The sequence below is a fragment of the Brachybacterium sp. P6-10-X1 genome (genome assembly GCF_001969445.1).
Taxonomy (GTDB): domain Bacteria; phylum Actinomycetota; class Actinomycetes; order Actinomycetales; family Dermabacteraceae; genus Brachybacterium.
The window spans coordinates 3,717,177-3,736,006 of sequence record NZ_CP017297.1; the positions used below are offsets into that span (position 1 = coordinate 3,717,177).

The following is an 18,830-nucleotide window of genomic DNA, read 5'->3' on the forward strand; positions in this document are numbered from 1 at the left end:
GTAGTCAAGGGTCATGTCATCCCGCCGGAGAGGTGGAGGTCGATGGGCCCCACAGGCCGTTGCGGACACTCGGGAGTTCGCCGCCCTCCGGATCGCTCCGTTCAGTCGGAGGCCGCCGACCAGTGCAGATCATCCAGATGGCTGCACCCGGCGAGCAGCCGAGCGATGCGCTCCTGCGCCACATCGCGCACGCCGGCCTCCGGGTGATGCGCATGGATCGCCAGCTCCATGGACATGTCATAGACGTCCAGCCGCTCGCGCAGCTGCTCCCGCGCGAAGAGCTCCGGGTACGTCTCTCGCAGCCACCGCGGGACCTCACTCAGCGCCGCTCGATCGAGCCCGCGTTCCCGGGGCGTGGGCGGGAACTCCTGCGGTCGCGCGCACCAGCGCAGGATCGTGTCGAGCTCGGCATCGGCGGGCTGCGCCACTGCCTCCGCGAGGTTGATCAGACCGGTGACGCGCCCGCCCTCGACGATGACGTTGGAGCCGTGCACATCGCCGTGGACGAGCACGGGGTCGTCGGCCGCGAACAACGGCAGTCGCGACCCGATCCACTCGGCGACCTCCGCGAGCAGGGACGGGTCGTGTCCGGACACCTGCCGGGCGGCGTCGACCTGTTGCAGCATCGCGCTCACCACGGGCGGGTGGTACGCGGGCCACGGTCCGCCGGAGAGCGCACGGGCCAGCCAGGGCGGCAGCAGGCCGACCGGGACGGGCACGTGGTGCAGGGCATGCAGGGTGTCGCCGAGGCTCTCGATGAGCGAGCGGCGGGTCGTCGCGTCGGCCGCCGGCCAGGCCTCGTGCAGGGTCCGGCCGGGCAGGCGCTCGGAGACGTACCAGGGCCCGTCCGGGCCGTCGCCATGGGCGATGTGCCGGGCGTGGGGGATCTCGCTCCCGGTCAGCAGGGCGACGACGTGGGCTTCATGTCGATAGGCGTCGCGGAACCGTTCATCGGTGTTCAGGCGGACCACGTAGTCCTCGCCGATCCACGCCCGGCTGACCCAGCCGGCGGTGGCGCGGTAGTACCCGGTCGTCGGCAGTCCGGCGGCCTCCAGGATCCTCCGCAGAGCCGGGTCTGCAGGTGGCTCGCCGAGGGGTGGCGGTGATGGGTACACGGCGTGAGCCTCGCACAGAGAGGGGACACCCGTGGTCATCTCGGCCGTTGACGTCATCGACGTCGCCGCCGCTGAACGACGTCGCGACGAGCCTCACCTCTCCCCGTCGGCGGCCCTCGCCGCTCCCGCCGCAGCGGGCTCGCCATGGGCCCCGTCCCGCCGTCGTGCGGCGCCCGGGGGATCCACGTGTCGCTCGGACTGGGCGACGATCCGGGTGCCGGTCAGGTCGCCGGTCACGTTGCACATCGTCCGTCCCATGTCCAGCAGTGCGTCGATGCCGGCCACCAGCGCCACCGCCGCGAAGGGCAGGCCGGCCTGGGAGATCGCCAGCGACAGCATGATCAGCCCTGCCCCGGGGACTCCGGCCGTGCCGATCGATGCCAGGACGCCGACGGCGAGGACCTGGAGGATCTGGGAGAAGCTGAGGTCGACGCCGGAGACGTTGGCGACGAACAGGGTGGAGACGCCGACGTAGAGGGCGGTGCCGTCCATGTTGATCGTCGCCCCCAGCGGCAGGCTGAAGCCGTATGTGCCCTCGCGGATGCCGAGCTTCTCCGCGGCGCGCATCGTCACCGGCAGGGTGCCGCTGGAGGAGCGGGTCACGTAGGCGGTCAGCATCGGCTCCTTCGCCGCGCTGAAGAACTGGCGCACGTCGACCCTGAACAGCAGCAGCAGAATGACGTACACGAGGATCATCACGGCGATGCCGAGGTAGACCGTGCCGGTCAGCGCCGCCAGAGGCAGCAGCGCATCGGTGCCGGTCTCGCCGACCACCACCGCGATCAGCGCGAAGACGCCGATCGGCCCGTACTCCAGCACGCCGCGGACGATCTTGAACATGATCTCCGAGCCGGCGTCCGACAGCTTCTTGACGGTCTCGCCCAGGTCCTGCAGGCGGGCGCTGTCGGAGTGGACCATCGACCCGACCGCGAGGCCCGAGATCACGGCGACGAAGATGACCGCCAGGATGTTGCCCTCGGCCATGGCCTGGAAGATGTTCTCGGGGAAGATGTTCAAGAAGACGTCGATCAGCGCCGGGGCCTCCTCCGGCGTCCCGCCCGACGAGGGCATCTCGAGCCCCGCCCCGGGGCTCAGCACGGAGCCGAGCCCCAGGCCGATCGCGATCGCGAACGCCGAGGTGACGAGGTAGTACCCGAAGATCTTGCCGCCGACCCGGCCGAGGGTCGCCGGCGAGACCGACGCGGCTCCGGAGACCAGCGTCACCAGCACCAGGGGGACGACCAGCATCTGCAGCAGCCGCAGGAACAGGTCGCCGAGCGGCTGCAGCACTGCGATCGGCGGGCCGACGATCAGTCCCGCGGCCAGCCCCAGGGCCAGCGCGATGGCGAATTTCCAGATCAGTGGGAAGGCGAGGTATCGCCGCCACCACGTCCGCCGGCCAGTGTGTTCATCGGTCTGCTGTGGCATGCGATCGCCCTTCTCCATGGGATGTGTCGGAGACGACGCCTGCGGTGCTTCTCGCCGGCGTCTCGGATGAGGTGGTGGGCAGTGTGCCACGAGGCCGGTCGTCTCACCGCCTCGACGGCGGTCTCCACGCAGGACGCGGCCTCCACGCAGGAAGATCGGGCCGTCGCCACTGCGAATGTGCAGTTGCCACGACCCGGTCCTCGTGGAGTCGGGTCCCCGGGGCCCAGCCCCATCTCGTTCCGGGCACGGTCGTGCAGGCGACGGAAGGCGGGGTTCACGGTGTGCTCGACGGTGCCTCGCAGCGCCGTGTCCCGCGCTCGGCCGAGCGGACCGCGTCCGGGGGCGAGCGGCAGCCCGGGTGGGGGACGGTGCCGACTGGGCAGGGCGAGCGGGGAGAGCGAGGCGGTGGCGTAGGGGAGGCCGGTCAGCTCGTGCAGCAGCTCGGCACCGAAGCAGGTGCCCTCGCCTTCTGGCCCCGCCCCTGCAGGGCCCGGGCGAGGCCGAGCAGAGGATGCAGATGTCCCGCGAAGGGGGTGGCAGCCAGCAGAACCCGCATCGGAACGTCCCGTCGTCGAGTGCTCACCGCCCGCGCTCGGCGAGCCTCGCCATGAGGCCGGACGGCGCGAGCTGCGCGAGGGTCCAGATCGCTCGGTACCGCCGACTCGGCACCGACACGGCCTTGCCCCGCTCGACGTCCCGCAACGACTCGGTCACCACCCGCGGTGCTTCGAGCCACAGCCAGTTCGGGATGCCTTCCTCGCCCTTCGGCAACCCCAGCCGGGCGTGGAAGTCCGTGTGGGTGTACCCGGGGCACACCGCCGTCACGATGACCCCGCGGGACGCGTACTGCGCGTTCGCCCAGCGGGAGAACATCACCAGCCATGCCTTGCAGGCGGCGTAGGTGGAGCGCGGCATGACGGCGGAGGCCGAGGCGATGTTGAGGATCGTGCCCGAACGCCGGGCCAGCATGCTCGGCAGCACGGCGTGCATGAGCCGCATCGGCACCTCGTCGTGCAGCCGCAGGTGGCGCACCTCGTCCTCGATGTCGTTGGTCTCGAAAGCCAGCGGCAGCCCGAACCCGGCGCTGTTGATCAGCGTCGCGACGGGCCGTGCCGGGTCGGTGAGGCGGCTGGTGACCGCGGCGATGCCCTCAAAGCAGGTCAGGTCCGCGCTGAGCACCTCGACGTCGACCGCGCCCTCGCGCGTCAGTTCGGCGGCCAGCTGTTCGAGCCGGGCGGCGTCCCGGGCGACGAGCACGAGGCGGTCTCCGCGTCGGGCGAGCCGGCGGGCGTACTCGGTGCCGAGGCCGGAGCTGGCGCCGGTGATCAGGGACGTCGATGTCATGGCGCCGAGCCTAGTCACCGCCGGACCGCCGTTCACCTCGCGCGCAGAGGACGCCCCTGCAGTGTCCCGTCGCCCCGTCGGCCGCACCGAGCGGCCTTCCCCACCTGGCCTGCGGGGGCTGGGGGATACGGTGGCCGACCGAGATCTCCGGACACGGCGCCCACAGGGCGCATGATCGGCCCCGCCGTGTCCCCGCCGACGCGAAAGGCCGGTGCCCATGAGCGGCGACGCCGATTCCCTCCGACAGCTCCTCACCTCGATTGACGGCCGCGGCTACGGCTCCTACAAGCAGCTGAAGGGCACCTACGACCTCGGCCTATGCCGCCTGATCGTGGACCACGTGCAGGTCGACCCCTTCGCCCCGCCGTCCCTGATGCGCCTGGTCCTCGACCGGGCCGCCGCCGACCTCCCCGAGGACCTCGTCAGCGACCGACGAGGACGCGTCGCGACCACCGACTACCTGGCCCGCGCCGTCGCCGCCGCCGCACGGTCGATCGACGGCGTCAGCATCGGCACGCCGCAGCAGGAAGTCCTCGAACGCACCAGCGTCGCCCTCACCGGGCAGGGCCTCGAGGCGCGGATCGCAGTCCAGCTGCCCGCCGCCGGCCGGCGGATCAAGGGCCGCCAGGCGACCCGGCTGCTCACCGAGGACCTGCCCCGGATCGCCGAGGTCGCATTGGTCCACGCGAGCCTCGATGCCGCGGCCCTGCGCGCGCACGTGACCCTCCACCGCGACCAGGAGGCCCTGCGCGACCAGCTCGCCGAGCGGGGCCTGGTGGCCTTCGTCGGCGACGGGGCGATCCTGCCGCGCCGCTCGGGCGACTCCGACCTGCCGCTGCAGCAGGGAGCCGTCCCGTTCCGCGGCCCCGAGTCCCGGCAGGTCAGCTTCGACCTGCCCAGCGGGGCCCGCGTGAGCGGGATGGGCGTCCCCGACGGGGTCACCGTCATCGTCGGCGGCGGGTACCACGGCAAATCCACCCTGCTGCGAGCCATCGAACGCGGCGTCTACCCGCACCGCCTCAGCGACGGCCGCGAATGGGTGATCACCCGGGCCGACGTCGCCTCCGTCCGCGCCGAGGACGGACGCTCCGTGGCCGGGGTCGACATCTCGCCGTTCATCACCGGCCTGCCCTCGGGCACCGACACCCGCAGCTTCTCGACCACCAACGCCTCGGGCTCGACCTCCCAGGCCGCCACCCTCGTCGAAGCGATCGACGCCGGCGCCTCCGCGCTGCTGATCGACGAGGACACCTCGGCCACCAACTTCATGATCCGCGACGAGCGCATGCGCGCCCTGATCCCGGCCGAGCGCGAACCCATCACCCCGTTCGTCGACCGCATCCGCCCGCTGCACACGGAACGCGGGGTCTCCACCGTGCTGGTCGCCGGCGGCTCCGGCGCCTTCTTCGACGTCGCCGACCACGTGATCGCCCTGGATGAGTACGTGCCCCACGACGTCACCGAACGAGCCCGCGCGCTCGCCGACGACGCCACCCCGCGGCCTGAACAGCCGGTGTTCGGGCCCTCGCGATCCCGGACCCCGGCCTCCGGAGCCCTGCGCCCGACGAGCAAGACCAAGCCCGCCACCGCACGCGGCCGCGGGACCATCCGCTTCGGACGCGAGAACATCGACCTGGCGGCCGTGTCCCAGCTGGTCGATGCCGCACAGACCGAAGCGATCGCCAAGGCTCTCGACCGTCTGGCCGAGCTGCTGGAGCAGGCGGGAGCATCCGAGCGCCCCGGTCCGTCGGGCTCCGCTCTCACGCTCGACGCGGTGATCGCCGACCTGTTCGAGCATCTCGACGCCGAGGGGCTCGAGGCGCTCTCGCCCCATCGCGGCCACCCCGGCCACCTCGCGCGGCCGCGGCCGCTGGAGGTCCATGCCGCGGTGAACCGCTACCGGGGGCTGCGGCTCGACCAGGGGTGACCGACCAGCCGTTGCTCCTGAGGGTCCCTGGGCCCGGTCGGCGCAGACCTCCGTGCGACGAACTGCGCGCTCCCGTGCCACCCGCATCGACCGTTCGGCCCGGAACATTGCCGCAGCGTGCGGGGCTCGTTAGCGTGGACAGCGTCCGAGCAGTTCATCGACAAGGAGGACTTCTCATGAACGACACCGTCACGGTTCCCGATCCCGCCGGCGCGAAGCGCACGACGACGGAGAACGCCGAGAGCGGCTTCCTCGCCCCCGCGGGGCTGTCCAAGAACCTCCAGGCCGTCCTCGTGGACCTCACCGCACTGCACCTGGTGGGCAAGCAGGCGCACTGGAACATCGTCGGCCCGAACTTCCGCGACCTGCACCTGAACCTCGACGAGGTCGTCGACATCGCCCGCGCGAGCGCCGATGACATCGCCGAGCGGATGCGCGCTTTGCACGCCACGCCCGACGCCCGCCCGGCCGTGGTCGCCGAGCAGACCTCCCTGCCCGAGTTCCCGCAGGGCGAGGTGCTCACCCACGACGCGATCGACCTGATGACCACGGCGATCGAGAAGACGGTGGGCACCATGCGCACCGTCCATGACGAGGTCGACGACGCCGACCCCACCTCGGCGGACATCCTGCACGCCGTCCTCGAGAAGCTCGAGCAGCAGGCCTGGTTCATCAGCGCGGAGACCCGCACCCCGAAGCAGCGCTGACCCGCTTCCCCGACGGCGAGGGCCGGGCCGCGAGTGATCGCGGCCCGGCCCTCCGCTGTGACCGGTGGCGACCGCCCGGAGCAGGTACCGTCGACATCATCGACGGCGGTGCCCTCCTCACCCGATCCCACCGCCTCCTGCTCACCCTCGGGGACCTCACTCCGGAGACCCCACCCCCGAGAGCCCGACCCCGGACGAAGGAGCGCCATGAGCGTCCCCCACCTGCTCGACCACGTCGTCATCGCCGGCCCCGACCTGGGCGAGATCGTGGACTGGTTCCGCGAGCTGACCGGCGTCACCGCCGCGCCCGGCGGCACCCATCCCTCCGGGACCGCCAACGCGCTGGTCGCCCTCACCGTCGGCGGCCAGCCGCGCCCGCACTACCTCGAGCTGATCGGACCCGATCCCGACCGGGACGAGGAGGAGCTGCCGAAGACCTTCAGCATCAACCGCCTCAAGAAGCCCACCCTGATCACCTACGCCGTGCATCCCACGGGCATCGACCAGGTCGTCGAGCACGCCCGCGCCGAGGGCTTCGACCCCGGCGAGGTGCAGGACCTCTCCCGCCGCACCCCGGACGGCGAGCTGTTGCAGTGGCGGCTGACCCAGGCGCAGGCCCCGCGCAACTACGGCGTCCCCTTCCTCATCGACTGGGGTGAGACGACTCAGCCCGGTCTCGGTGACCTGCCCGCGATCGAGCTGCTGAGCTTCGAGCGCGTCGAGGTCGACCCGGCACCGCAGCAGAAGGCCACCGCCGCGCTCGGCCTCGGCGACGGCGTCGCCGAGGTCCGTGAGGGGCGCGGGTCCCGATTCGTGCTGCAGCTGCGCACCGAGGATGGCCGCGAGGTCGAGATCTGAGGCGACGCAGCGACCACCAGGCGCGGATCACGTCCCGGTCGAGGGAGCGCGACCGTTGCGTCGGTGGCTCCTTCGAGCTCCCAGACTGCAATGCGCGCAACGGTGGAAGGTACCGAGTGCCACAGCCTCGTCGGCCCCGAGGGCGCGGCCGCGCCGTTCCCGCTATCGTCGGCGGTCTCAGCCGGCACAGGAAGGAGAGACCACCGATGCTCACGATCTCCCGGGTCGACACCTTCGTCCTCCGAGCGCCTCTGGGCGCCGACCGCTTCTACTCCTCCCAGGCCGAGTTCCCCGAGCGCACCTCGCTGCTGGTGCGTCTGACCAGCACGGAGGGCGAGGTCGGCTGGGGCGAGGGCGGTCAGTACGGCCCCGCCGAGCCGGTCCGCGCCTGCCTCGAGGACGTGCTCGCCCCGCAGCTGCTGGCGATGCGCGATGCCTCGCCCGGGGTGGTGTGGGACCTGCTGTACGCCCGCACCCGGGACTTCGGCCAGCGCGGCCCCTACATCGAGGCGCTCAGCGCGATCGACATCGCCCTGTGGGACCTGCTCGGCACGCGCCTCGGCGCCCCGGTCAGCGAGCTCATCGGAGGTCGGCACCGCGAGAGCGTCCACGCCTACGGCACCGGCGGCTACTACACCTCCGTCGGCTTCGACCCGGAACGGGGCCTGCAGCAGCTCGGCGACAGCGTCGCCGGCTACGCCGAGCAGGGCCTGACGATGCTGAAGATGAAGATCGGCCTGCTGCCCATCGCCCAGGACGCCCAGCGCGTCGCCACCGTGCGCGAGCGGCTCGGCGACGAGTTCGTGCTCGCGGCCGACGCGAACCATGCCTACAACGCCCGGACGGCGATCGCCATGGGCCGCGTGCTCGACCAGCACGGCTTCGTCTTCTTCGAGGAGCCCGTGCCGCCGGAGGACCGCGAGGGCTACGCGCGGGTGCGCGACCGCCTGGACCTCGCGATCGCCGGGGGAGAGGCCGAGTACACCCGCTTCGGCTTCCGGGACCTCCTCGGTGCCGGCTGCGTGGACATCATCCAGCCCGATATCTGCGTGACCGGAGGGATCACGGAGGTCCAGCGCATCATCGCCCTCGCCTCGGCCCACAACCTGCGCACCATCCCGCACGTGTGGGGCTCCGGGATCGCCGTGGCTGCGGCGCTGCAGGTGTGCAGCACACTGCCGCAGGTGCCGTACACCCATCGCCCGGTGCCGCTGGAGAACGAGCCGGTCATCGAGTTCGACCGCACGCGCAATCCGCTGCGCGACGAGCTGCTCACCACGCCCTTCACCCTCGAGGACGGTCGAGTAGCGGTGCCGTCCGAGCCGGGTCTCGGGGTCGAGGTGGACATGGACGTCGTCGAGACGTACGCCGTCCACTGATCTGTCCCTCGAGCAGTTCTCGCGCGCCGCGGCCAGCAGCGCTCCGGTGAACGCCCAGCCGCTCGGTTTACGATGCGAGGAGTCCGGGCGGAGCTCTGCGAGCTCGACGCGAACGCAGGTCTTCGGGGGCGGGCACCCCACCTCACGAGCTCCCCCAGCGGGAACCGAGCGAAGGAGCGACAGATGCAGGACGTCCTGGTCGTGATCGGAACCGGCGGCATGGGGGAGGCGATCGCCCGGCGCAGCGGAGCGGGACAGCAGGTGCTGCTCGCCGACTTCGACGAGGCCGCCCTCGAGCGGGTCGGCACCGCGCTCGCCGGGGACGGCTTCGCCGTGACCACGCAGCAGGTGGACGTCTCCTCCCGCGACTCCATGGCGGCACTCGCCGCGGCCGCCGCGGAGCTCGGGCCGGTGCGGCACGTCGTGCACACCGCGGGCCTCTCGCCCCAGCAGGCGCCGACCGCGGCCGTGCTCACGGTCGACCTGTACGGCGTGGCCGTCAGCCTCGAGGAGTTCGGGAAGGTCATCGCCCCCGGCGGCGCGGGCGTGGTCATCGCGTCGATGGCTGGTGCCATGGCGGTCGGTCGTTTCCCGGGGGAGCTGGAGGCTGCCCTGTTGTCCACTCCCACCGAGGAGCTGCTGTCCCTGCCGTTCCTGCGGGAGGGCGCGCTGCCGGACTCCGGCGCCGCCTACAGTCTCGCCAAGCGCGCCAACCAGCTGCGCGTCCACGCCGCGGCCGCCGACTGGGGCGCCCGTGGGGCCCGCATCAACTCCATCAGCCCCGGCGTGATCTCGACGCCCATGGGGCAGCACGAACTGGCCAGCGAGAACGGCGCCGGCATGCGCACCATGATCGACGGCTCCGGCAGCGGACGCATCGGCACCCCGGCGGACATCGCCGGCGCCGCCGCTTTCCTGCTCGGTCCCGACGCCAGCTTCATCACCGGGACGGACCTGCTGGTGGACGGGGGAGTGGTGGCCGCGGTGCGCGCGGGAGGGATCGAGTTGCCGGGGGCGTGAGGGAAGACGCCATGCCTATGGGATCCGCTGGGAGTCCGGGCCACCTTTCGTGATGGCGAGCACGCTACGGGTGGGTACAAGGAGAGTGAATTATGCACAATGCACGCAGGTCGACGCTGCTCTGGGGCGGTGTGGCCCTCGTCAGCCTGCTGCTGGCGTTCCTCGCGTACGGCAGCCACGCGCAGGGCTGGATGTCGAACGGCGTGGCTGTCCCGCCGGCCCTTGCTGGAGTCATCGGGTTCGCGGGCGCCGCACTTGTCACGGCTCATGGGCGGCGCTCGCCTCGGGACTGAGCTGATTGACCGGTGCGGGCCGACGCTGACCGTGACGTCCTGATCGTGACTCCCTGCTCGCGGTGCAGCGCAGAGTCGGGGTACCGGGAATGTGCAACGGTCAAGTCGCGCCTTCGGGAGCTGGATCGTCATCGGCCTCTGCGACGCGCCGCTGACGGATGAGAGCCAGCTGAGCACGGGCCCACCTCCCACGACATCACGCACACCGATCCCGCAGGAGCTGCAGAACCCTGGTCATCCAGCTCCGCCATGACCTCCCGGAGTCCCAGCGCAGCGGGCTGCGGGAGGACGGGTGAAATCGTCGTGGACGGGTGTGGCGGCGGCAGCGAGGTGCTCGGTAAGGTCGCTCGACCTGCTCCCGCGCGGAGCGTGCCATCCCCACCAGGAGTCACCGGTGACTGCGTCCTCCTCCCCGTCCGAGATCTCGGAGAAGTCCTCTGAGCGGTTCGTCAGCGGCGACCCGTACAGCCTCGACCCGTCGGCCGTGAAGGAGCCGCCCGTCGGCTGGCGGGCCTCCTCGAAGTTCTTCGGACCCGGTCTGATCGTCTCCGCCTCCGTGGTGGGGGCCGGCGAACTGATCACCGCCACGTCCCTCGGCGCCCAGGCCGGCTTCGTGCTGCTGTGGCTCGTGTTCGTCTCCACCATCGTCAAGGTGGCGGTGCAGATGGAGATGGCCCGCTACTCCATCGTCACCGGCGAGGGCGGCATGGAGGGCTACAACCGCGTCCCGCCCCGTCTGGGGCGGGTCAGCTGGGTGTTCCTGATGTGGGCGCTGATGGCGCTGAGCAAGCTGATCCAGACCGGCGGGCTCATCGGAGGCATGGCCGCAGCCCTGTCGATCCTCGCCCCGCTCGGATTCGGCCCGCTCTCCCCGGTGGCCGTGACGATCTGGGCCGTCGTGGTCACCGTGATCGCCATCGCCACGTTGATCTCCAACCGGTACGGACTGATCGAGAACGTCGCCACGTTCCTGACCATGGCGTTCGTGGTGATCACCGTGCTGGTCGTGATCGCGCTGCCGGCCAGCGACTTCGCGTACACCGGAGCAGACCTGGCCTCCGGCCTCAGCCTCCAGCTGCCTCTCGGCGCCGTCGGCATCGCCCTGACGATGTTCGGTCTGACCGGGGTGGCTTCCGAGGAGATCACGGCCTACACCTATTGGTGCCTGGAGAAGGGGTACGCCCGCTGGTCCGGCCCCAACGACGGCTCCCCGGAGTATCGTCTGCGTGCCCTCGGCTGGATCGCCGTGATGCAGAAGGACGCGCTGGTCTCGTGGTTGATCTATACGGTCTCGACCGCGGCGTTCTTCATCCTCGGTGCCGCGGTCCTGCACCCGCAGGGCCTCGTCCCCGAGGGCAACGAGATGATCCTGACCTTGTCCGCGACCTTCTCCGGAGTGTTCGGCGAGGTGGGGCGGATCGTCTTCCTGCTCGGCGCGCTCGCCGCCCTCGGCTCGACGATCTGGGCCGCGATCCCGTCCTGGTCGCGGTCCTGGGCGAACGCCCTGTCGATCGTCGGCGTCTTCGACTGGGCCGACGGCCGCAGGCGGAACCTCTGGATGCGCGTGTTCATCGCCTTCCTGCCGATCATGTGGCTGCTGACCTTCCTGTGGATCAACCAGCCGCTGGTCATGATCATGGTGGGCGGCATCGCCGGGGGCATCTTCCTCGCGGCGGTCGCCGTCTCCGCGCTCTACCTGCGCCGCCGCATCGAGCCCGAGCTGCGCGGCGGACGATTCATCCACGTCGCGCTGATCGTCAGCTCGCTCGCCATCATCGCGCTGGGCATCTACTCGGCGGTGACCGCGCTGGCCGGCTGACGCGCGGCGACCCGCCGACCGGCTGACGCGCGGCGCCCGCCGACGCGCGGCCCCCGGTGGCCGGCTGATGCGCGGCGCCCCGCTGGCCGCCTGACGCGCCGGCGACTGGCCCCCGATCCCCCGATCCGCACCATGAACGGTGCAGATCGGGGGATTCGGCGGCGCCGAGCCGCATGTCGTCGGCCAGGCCCGCGTCATCGGGCCGAGACGTCGTCCCTGCCGACATGGTTGTCCCGGCTAGCACCAGGGGTCGGGGACAACGATTTCCCCCGTATTCTGTCGAACTATGTACGGAATAAATCCGGCCGACTAGCGTCTCCGCTCATGGACCGGCAATGGAGCGTCAGGGACCAGCACCGCGCAGACGTGCTGGCGCTGCTGCATCGCGGCCGGAAGCTCACCCGCGGCGAGATCTCCGAGGCGCTGCGGCTGACCCGCACCACCGTCTCGGACATCCTCGGCAGCCTGCTGGACCAGGGCATCATCACCGTCACCGAGCAGCGCTCCCCGGGCGGGCGGGGTCGCCCGGCCGAGGTCCTCGGCATCCACCCCGGAGCTGTGCGCTTCGTCGGCCTCGACTTCAGCCACACCGCGGCCACCGTGTGCCTGGCGAACTCCGCCGGGACGGTGATCGCCTCGGCCATCGCCGAGTACCCCACCGGCGCCGGCTGGGAGGCTCGGGTGGCGCAGACTCAGCGCACCATCCGCGATCTCGCCGTCGGCGAGGTGCACCTGGAATTCCTCGCCGGCATCGGCATCGGCCTGCCCGGCCCGAACTCCGCCAGCTGGCACGGATTCCCCCGCTCCGCCACCCCGATGGAGCCTTTCCAGCTCGTCAAGGCCCGCATCCGCGAGCTGTTCGCGGACGAGTTCGGGTGCCCCGTGCTGGTGGACCATCACATCCGCTTCGCCGCCCTGTACGAGGCGACCATCGCCGGGGAGGCAGACCGCAACATCGTCTACCTGCGCCTGTCCACCGGCGTCGGAGGAGCGGTGCTCGGCGCCGGCGCCGCCCTGCGCGGCGCCCACCTGCTGGCCGGTGAGATCGGGCACCTGATCACCGACGACACCCCGGAGGCCCGCGCGTGCCGCTGCGGCCGACGGGGATGCCTGGAGACCGTCGCGTCCAAGGACGCGGTCCTGGACACCTGGCAGGAGATCACCGGCATGGAGGACGACCAGGTCGGCCTCGACGATCTCGCCGCCGCCCTCGAGGGCGGCGACCCGCGCGCGCTCGAGCTCGCGACCGGGCTGGCGGGAACCGTCGGTCGCGCCCTCGGCATCGCCGCGCTGATCATCGACCCCGACGAGATCGTGCTCGCCGGCGAGGTCGGCACCCTTCTCGAGCCCGTCCTGCCCACCCTGCGCGAGGCGATGGCCCGCCAGTGCCTCACCGGCGCCGAGGTGCAGGTGCGCAGCGGCGAGACCGCCGACAAGCAGGGCGCCCGCGGCGCCATCGCCGCCCTGCGCGCCGCCGACCTGCCCCCTGCCCGCGCTCGGTCCGCCCGCGCGGGAACCCTGACCTACCCGGCCGAAGGAGGCCCCCGTGTCCGCTGACCCCGACACCCTGGTGGCGAGGAGGGACGAGGCCGTCGCCCCCGAGCCCCGGAAAGTCCCCACCCTGCTGATCCTCAACATCGCCACCGTCTTCCTGGGCCTCGGCCTGTGGTGGCTGCTGTCCCTGGTGGCCGCGCAGGTACCCGGCCCGCAGGAGGTGGTCGCCGCTGCGATCGAACTGGCCCTCGCCGGCACCCTGTTCAGCGACATCGTCGCCTCGCTCATGCGGGTGTTCACCGGCTTCGCGCTCGGCACCCTGCTCGCCATCCCCGTCGGCTTCCTGATGGGCTGGTACACCTGGGCGCGCGGCCTGCTCGAGCCGTGGGTGCAGTTCTTCCGCACGATCCCGCCGCTGGCGATCATCCCGCTGGCCATCGTGCTGATGGGCATCGGCGAGCAGCCCAAGATCTTCGTGATCTTCCTGGCCTCGTTCCTGGCCTGCGTCATCTCCACCTTCCAAGGCGTGGTGCAGGTGGACAGGACGCTGCTGAACGCCGCCCGCGTCCTGGGTGCCAAGGACGGCACCATCTTCGCCCGCGTGGTGGTGCCCGCCTCCACCCCGTTCATCCTCGTCGGCATGCGCGTGGGGCTCGGCTCCGCCTGGGCCACCGTCGTCGCGGCCGAGCTGATCGCCGCCCAGCAGGGCCTCGGATACCGCATGCAGCAGGCGCAGATCTACTACGACCTGCCCACCATCTTCGTGGGCATCCTCGTCATCGGCATCTTCGGCTTCGTCATGGACCGGACCCTGCTGGCGATCGAGGCCCGTGCGACCCAGTGGCAGGAACGCCGATGACCACGAACAGGAGCCCCATGACCGCATCCGAGACCCTCGACCGGCCCACGATCCAGGTCCAGGACATCACCAAGGATTTCACGGTGGGCGGCAACCGCTTCGAAGCGCTCGGCGGCGTGAGCCTCGAGGTCACCGAGAACGAGTTCGTCACCGTCGTAGGCCCCTCCGGCTGCGGCAAGTCCACCCTGATGAACATCCTCGCCGGGCTCGAGGAGCCCACCTCCGGCACCGCCCGGGTGGACGGCACTCAAGTGCGCGGACCCAGCCCCGAGCGCGGCGTGATCTTCCAGCAGTACGCCCTGTTCCCCTGGCTCACCGTGCGCGACAACGTCGAGTTCGGGCTGCGGACGGCGAAGGTCCCCGCTGACGAGCGCCGCGAACGGGCCCAGCACTTCATCGACATGGTGGGGCTGTCCGAGTTCGCCGACTCCCTGCCCAAGACCCTCTCGGGCGGGATGAAGCAGCGCTGCGCGATCGCTCGCGCCTACGCCATGGACCCCTCGATCCTGCTGATGGACGAGCCCTTCGGAGCGTTGGACGCCCTGACCCGGGTGCGCATGCAGGAGCACCTGCTGCAGACCTGGGAACAGGACAAACGCACGATCGTGTTCATCACCCACGACGTCGACGAAGCCGTCTTCCTCGCCGGCCGCGTGGTGGTGATGGCCGCCAAACCCGGCCGCATCGACCGGGTCATCGACGTCGACCTCCCCTATCCCCGCAACGAGGAGGTGCGGCTGTCCGAGCGGTTCTCCACGATCCGCAACGACGTCTGGACCTCCGTGTACCACCAATGACCAGGACCGTCCCCGCACGCCCCGACGGCAGAGCCGCCGTCGGAGAACCCACCCGATAGGAAACCTGTCATGACACTCACCAGACGCACCGTTCTCGGTGGACTCGCCGCGGTTCCCGCCCTCTCGGCGCTGGCCGCCTGCGGCTCCGGATCCGGCACCACCGCGGTCACCTACGGTTACATCCCCGACTACAACGGCACCAGCCTGCTCGCGATCGCCGAGGACCGTGGGCTGTGGGAGGAGAACGGTCTGAAGGCCACCTTGAAGACCTTCACCAACGGGCCGCTGCAGATCCAGGCCCTGGGCACCGGCGACCTCGACTTCGGCTACATCGGCCCCGGCGCCATGTGGCTGCCCGCCTCCGGGAAGGCCAAGGTGGTCACCGTCAACGGCGTGGGTCAGGCCGACCGCCTCATCGCCCAGCCCGGCATCGAGTCCATCGAGGACCTCGCCGGGAAGAAGGTGGGCATCCCCGAGGGCACCAGCGGCGACATGATCGTCCAGCTCGCCCTCGAAGCCGCCGGCATGACCCTCGAGGACATCGAGAAGGTCGCGATGGATCCCGCCACGGTGGTCTCCGCCTTCTCCTCCGGGCAGGTCGAGGGCGCGGGAATCTGGTATCCGCTGATCGACAACATCGCCGAGCAGGTGCCGGATCTGGTCGAGCTCGCCCAGAACTCCGACTTCGCCGACGTCATGCAGTTCCCCAACGTCATGGTCACCGGCGCCACCTACCCCGAGAAGAACGAGGAGACCACGATCGCGGTGCTGAAGGTGCTGCGCGCCGCGATGGACGTGCGCGTCGACGAACCCGATGCGACCATCGAGCTGGTCGCGAAGATGACGGGATCCGATGCCGAGGCCGTGGCCGGAGACGCCGCCAACGGCGAGTACTACAAGGCCGCGGATCTCGACGGCCTGATCGAGGACGGCACCATCGAGGGCTGGCTGACCGCCATGAACGGATACTTCGAGGACAACGACAAGATCGAGGGGGAGACCGTGGCCCCGGCCGACTACTACACCTTCGACCTCTTCACGAAGGCGGGCGAGTGACCATCCACGAGCCCGCCGCCCCGCAGGACGCACGACCGGGGACCACCGGTCCGCGCAACGTCCTGTCCATCCTCACCGACCAGCACCGCACCGACACCCTGGGCTGCTACGGCAACCCCCTGGTACGCACCCCACACCTGGACGCGCTCGCCGCGAGCGGCACCCGCTTCGACCGGTGGTACACGCCGACGGCGATCTGCACCCCGGCGCGGGCCAGCGTGCTCACCGGGTACGCGCCCTTCCGCCACAAGCTGCTGGCCAACTACGAGCGTAATGTCGGCTACCAGGAGGACCTGCCGGACGGGCAGTTCACCTTCTCTGAAACGCTGCGGGACGCCGGTTACCAATGCGGCCTGCTGGGCAAATGGCACGTCGGCACCGAGAAGCTGCGCGGCGACTTCGGCTTCGACGGCGCCGAGCTGCAGGGGTGGCACAATCCTGTCGACCATCCCGACTACCTCGACTACCTCGTTGAGCGGGATCTGCCGCCCTACGAGATCTCCGACCAGATGCGCGGCACCCTGCCCAACGGCGGCCCCGGAAACCTGCTGGCCGCCCGACTGCACCAGCCGGTCGAGGCGACCTTCGAGCACTACCTCGCCGACCGCGCCATCGAGCAGCTGCGCCGCTACGCGAGGGATCAGGAGGCCGACGGGACGCCCTTCTACCTGGGACTGCACTTCTTCGGCCCCCACCTGCCCTATGTCATCCCGGATCAGTACTTCGACCTCTACGACCCCGCCCAGATCCAGCTGCCCGCCTCGATCCAGGAGACCTTCGCCGGCAAGCCGCCCGTGCAGGCCAACTACTCCGCGCACTGGACCTTCGACACGATGAGCGAGGCCGACAGCCGCAAGCTCATCGCCGTCTACTGGGGGTACGTCACCCTCATCGACGAGCAGATCGGCCGGGTCGTCGCCGAGATGGACGCCCTGGGCCTGACGGACTCCACCGCGGTGATGTTCAGCTCCGACCACGGCGAGTTCACCGGCGCCCACCGCCTGCACGACAAGGGCCCGGCGATGTACGAGGACATCTACCGCACCTGCGGCATCGTCCGCGTCCCCGGCGCCCCCGCCGGACAAGTGCGCGACGAGTTCGTGAGCCTGCTGGACACCACCGCGACCGTGCTCGACTGGTGCGGTCTGGACCCCTCACCGGCCGTGGACTCCCGCTCCCTGCTGCCGCTGGTGCGCGGCGAGGACGTGGCATGGGACGACGCGATCGTCTGCGAGTTCCACGGCCACCACTTCCCCTACCCCCAGCGGATGCTGCGCACCGACCGGTACAAGCTGGTCGTGAACCCCGAATCCGTCAACGAGCTCTACGACCTCGAGCTCGACCCCGATGAGCTGCACAACCGCATCGAGCACCCGGAGATGCGCGCAGTGCGTGAGGAGCTGGTCACCGATCTCTACCGGCGCCTGCGCGCTCGCGGCGACAACTTCTATCACTGGATGACCTCGATGTACGACATCGGGCAGGTCGACTACGACCCCTCGATGAGCGGGCTCGACGAGGGGACTCACCGGGCGGCGGGACAGTAGCGCCGGGGCGATCGGGCGCTGTCGGCGGGGATCACCGCGCGGCGCCGGCGGATCGGGTCGTCGTCAGCGCGGCGGCGCCGTGGACTCACGGACCACGAGAGCGGGCGTGACCAGGCGGCCCGTCGACCGGGTCCGGTGGGGCGCATCCCCGCGGGCGGCGGAGGCGTCCCTCGCCCCGTCGGCCTCGATCAGGCCCAGGAGATGCGCGAGGCTGCGGCGGCCCACCTCTTCGAGGTCCTGGGCCACCGTAGTCAGAGGTGGGGTGAGGAACGGGGCGAAGTCCTGATCGTCGTAGCCGACGATGCTGAGGTCCTCGGGGACCCGGATCCCCTTCTCGGTCGCGGCCCGCAGCGCCCCGGCGGCCATCTGGTCGTTGGCCGCGAAGATCGCGGTGACATCCTCTTGCCCCAGCAGCTCGAGCGCCGCACGGTACCCGGAGGTCGGGGACCAGTCGCCGGGAACCGCGGCCGGCACCGGGCACGCGTTGCGGGTGAGCATTCGGTGCCACGCCCTGCGGCGGCGCTGGGCCGGATTGGAGCCGGCCGGGCCGGCGAGGTGATGGACCGTGCGGTGACCCAGCTCGAGCAGGTGGGCGACGGCCTCGCGGGCCCCGGCGGCCTCGTCCATCCCGAAGGTGGGGTGATCGTGGGAGGCCCCGCTGTCGGCGATCACGACGGGCACCTCCTGGGGCAGCTGGAGATTCGGCGTGTCCAGCACGCGCGCTTCGATGACCACGATCCCGTCGACGGCGCGGTCGGTCAGCGTGCGCACGGCGGCGCGGACGTCCTGCTCGGTCGGGGCCTCGACCACCGCCATGTTCACGGCGTAGCCATGGGCCTGGGCCTCCCCGATCACGGTGTCGACGATGCGGATGTTGCCGACGGCGGTGAGGTTGAAGGTGACCACGCCGATGGTGCGGAAGCGGCCCGTCGCCAGGGCGCGGGCCGCGGCGTTCGCGCGGTACCCCAAGCGCTGCATCGCCGCTTCGATGCGCTCGCGGGTCTCGGAGGAGACGCCGGGATTGTCGTTCACCACGCGCGAGACCGTCTGCCCGGAGACTCCCGCCAGACGGGCGACGTCGGACATCGAGGCGCCCTTGGAGGCGCCGGTGCCGGGTCGTCGGGCCACCAGGGCCTCCTCTCACGACGCTGGGGTCATCGAGCACACCTTATTCCGCGTCGACGGGG

At 70.9% G+C, this 18,830-nt stretch carries 16 protein-coding genes; 12 read left to right on the plus strand and 4 right to left on the minus strand.

The features are described from left to right. Positions 1-101 precede the first annotated feature (101 nt). The 3 genes from BH708_RS16570 to BH708_RS16580 all read right to left on the minus strand — a co-directional run bounded on the left by BH708_RS16570 (position 102) and on the right by BH708_RS16580 (position 3,887). Positions 102-1,115 carry a phosphotransferase family protein gene (locus BH708_RS16570; protein WP_216639485.1) on the minus strand — a complete coding sequence of 338 codons (1,014 nt, stop codon included), beginning with the start codon at positions 1,113-1,115 and terminating at the stop codon, positions 102-104. A 93-nt stretch (positions 1,116-1,208) separates the two neighbouring features. Further along, a complete protein-coding gene (locus BH708_RS16575) occupies positions 1,209-2,543 on the minus strand; it encodes a dicarboxylate/amino acid:cation symporter (RefSeq protein WP_076811482.1) in 1,335 nt (444 codons plus the stop codon). Positions 2,544-3,122: 579 nt separating this feature from the next. Further along, positions 3,123-3,887, minus strand: coding sequence for an SDR family oxidoreductase (locus tag BH708_RS16580; RefSeq protein WP_076810116.1), 765 nt, complete (start codon positions 3,885-3,887; stop codon positions 3,123-3,125). A gap of 217 nt (positions 3,888-4,104) precedes the next feature. Between BH708_RS16580 and BH708_RS16585 the strand changes: the two genes are divergently transcribed. From BH708_RS16585 to BH708_RS16640, 12 genes are all read left to right on the plus strand, one after another. Then, entirely contained in the window at positions 4,105-5,814 is a 1,710-nt protein-coding gene (locus BH708_RS16585) for an ABC-ATPase domain-containing protein (protein WP_076810117.1), read from the plus strand. A 176-nt stretch (positions 5,815-5,990) separates the two neighbouring features. Continuing rightward, positions 5,991-6,521, plus strand: a complete 531-nt coding sequence (locus BH708_RS16590; protein WP_076810118.1) for a Dps family protein — start codon at positions 5,991-5,993, stop codon at positions 6,519-6,521. Between the two features lie 207 nt (positions 6,522-6,728). Beyond that, positions 6,729-7,379: a VOC family protein gene (locus BH708_RS16595; protein ID WP_076810119.1), complete on the plus strand. Its 651-nt coding sequence runs from the start codon at positions 6,729-6,731 to the stop codon at positions 7,377-7,379. A gap of 206 nt (positions 7,380-7,585) precedes the next feature. Beyond that, a complete protein-coding gene (locus BH708_RS16600) occupies positions 7,586-8,758 on the plus strand; it encodes a mandelate racemase/muconate lactonizing enzyme family protein (protein WP_076810120.1) in 1,173 nt (390 codons plus the stop codon). A 183-nt stretch (positions 8,759-8,941) separates the two neighbouring features. After that, positions 8,942-9,778 carry an SDR family oxidoreductase gene (locus tag BH708_RS16605; protein ID WP_076810121.1) on the plus strand — a complete coding sequence of 279 codons (837 nt, stop codon included), beginning with the start codon at positions 8,942-8,944 and terminating at the stop codon, positions 9,776-9,778. A 92-nt stretch (positions 9,779-9,870) separates the two neighbouring features. Continuing rightward, positions 9,871-10,071, plus strand: coding sequence for a hypothetical protein (locus BH708_RS16610; protein WP_076810122.1), 201 nt, complete (start codon positions 9,871-9,873; stop codon positions 10,069-10,071). Positions 10,072-10,465: 394 nt separating this feature from the next. Further along, on the plus strand, positions 10,466-11,890 hold the full coding sequence (locus tag BH708_RS16615) for an Nramp family divalent metal transporter (protein ID WP_216639487.1): 1,425 nt from the start codon (positions 10,466-10,468) through the stop codon (positions 11,888-11,890). Positions 11,891-12,214: 324 nt separating this feature from the next. Then, the gene (locus BH708_RS16620; protein ID WP_172805774.1) at positions 12,215-13,447 is read left to right on the plus strand and encodes an ROK family transcriptional regulator; all 1,233 of its coding nucleotides are present in this window, start codon (positions 12,215-12,217) and stop codon (positions 13,445-13,447) included. After that, positions 13,437-14,243, plus strand: coding sequence for an ABC transporter permease (locus BH708_RS16625; protein ID WP_076810124.1), 807 nt, complete (start codon positions 13,437-13,439; stop codon positions 14,241-14,243). Before BH708_RS16620 ends, BH708_RS16625 begins: the two co-directional genes overlap by 11 nt. Positions 14,244-14,260: 17 nt before the next feature. Then, a complete protein-coding gene (locus BH708_RS16630) occupies positions 14,261-15,040 on the plus strand; it encodes an ABC transporter ATP-binding protein (protein WP_076810125.1) in 780 nt (259 codons plus the stop codon). Between the two features lie 69 nt (positions 15,041-15,109). Further along, positions 15,110-16,096, plus strand: coding sequence for an aliphatic sulfonate ABC transporter substrate-binding protein (locus BH708_RS16635; protein WP_076810126.1), 987 nt, complete (start codon positions 15,110-15,112; stop codon positions 16,094-16,096). Then, complete coding sequence (locus BH708_RS16640; protein ID WP_253705368.1) at positions 16,093-17,643, plus strand: sulfatase-like hydrolase/transferase; 1,551 nt, start codon at positions 16,093-16,095, stop codon at positions 17,641-17,643. The genes BH708_RS16635 and BH708_RS16640 overlap by 4 nt, the downstream gene beginning before the upstream one ends. A gap of 63 nt (positions 17,644-17,706) precedes the next feature. Here BH708_RS16640 and BH708_RS16645 read toward each other — a convergent pair whose 3' ends face one another. Next, positions 17,707-18,771 (minus strand): LacI family DNA-binding transcriptional regulator, encoded by a 1,065-nt coding sequence (locus BH708_RS16645; protein WP_253705369.1) that lies wholly within the window; start codon positions 18,769-18,771, stop codon positions 17,707-17,709. Between the last annotated feature and the right edge of the window lie 59 nt (positions 18,772-18,830).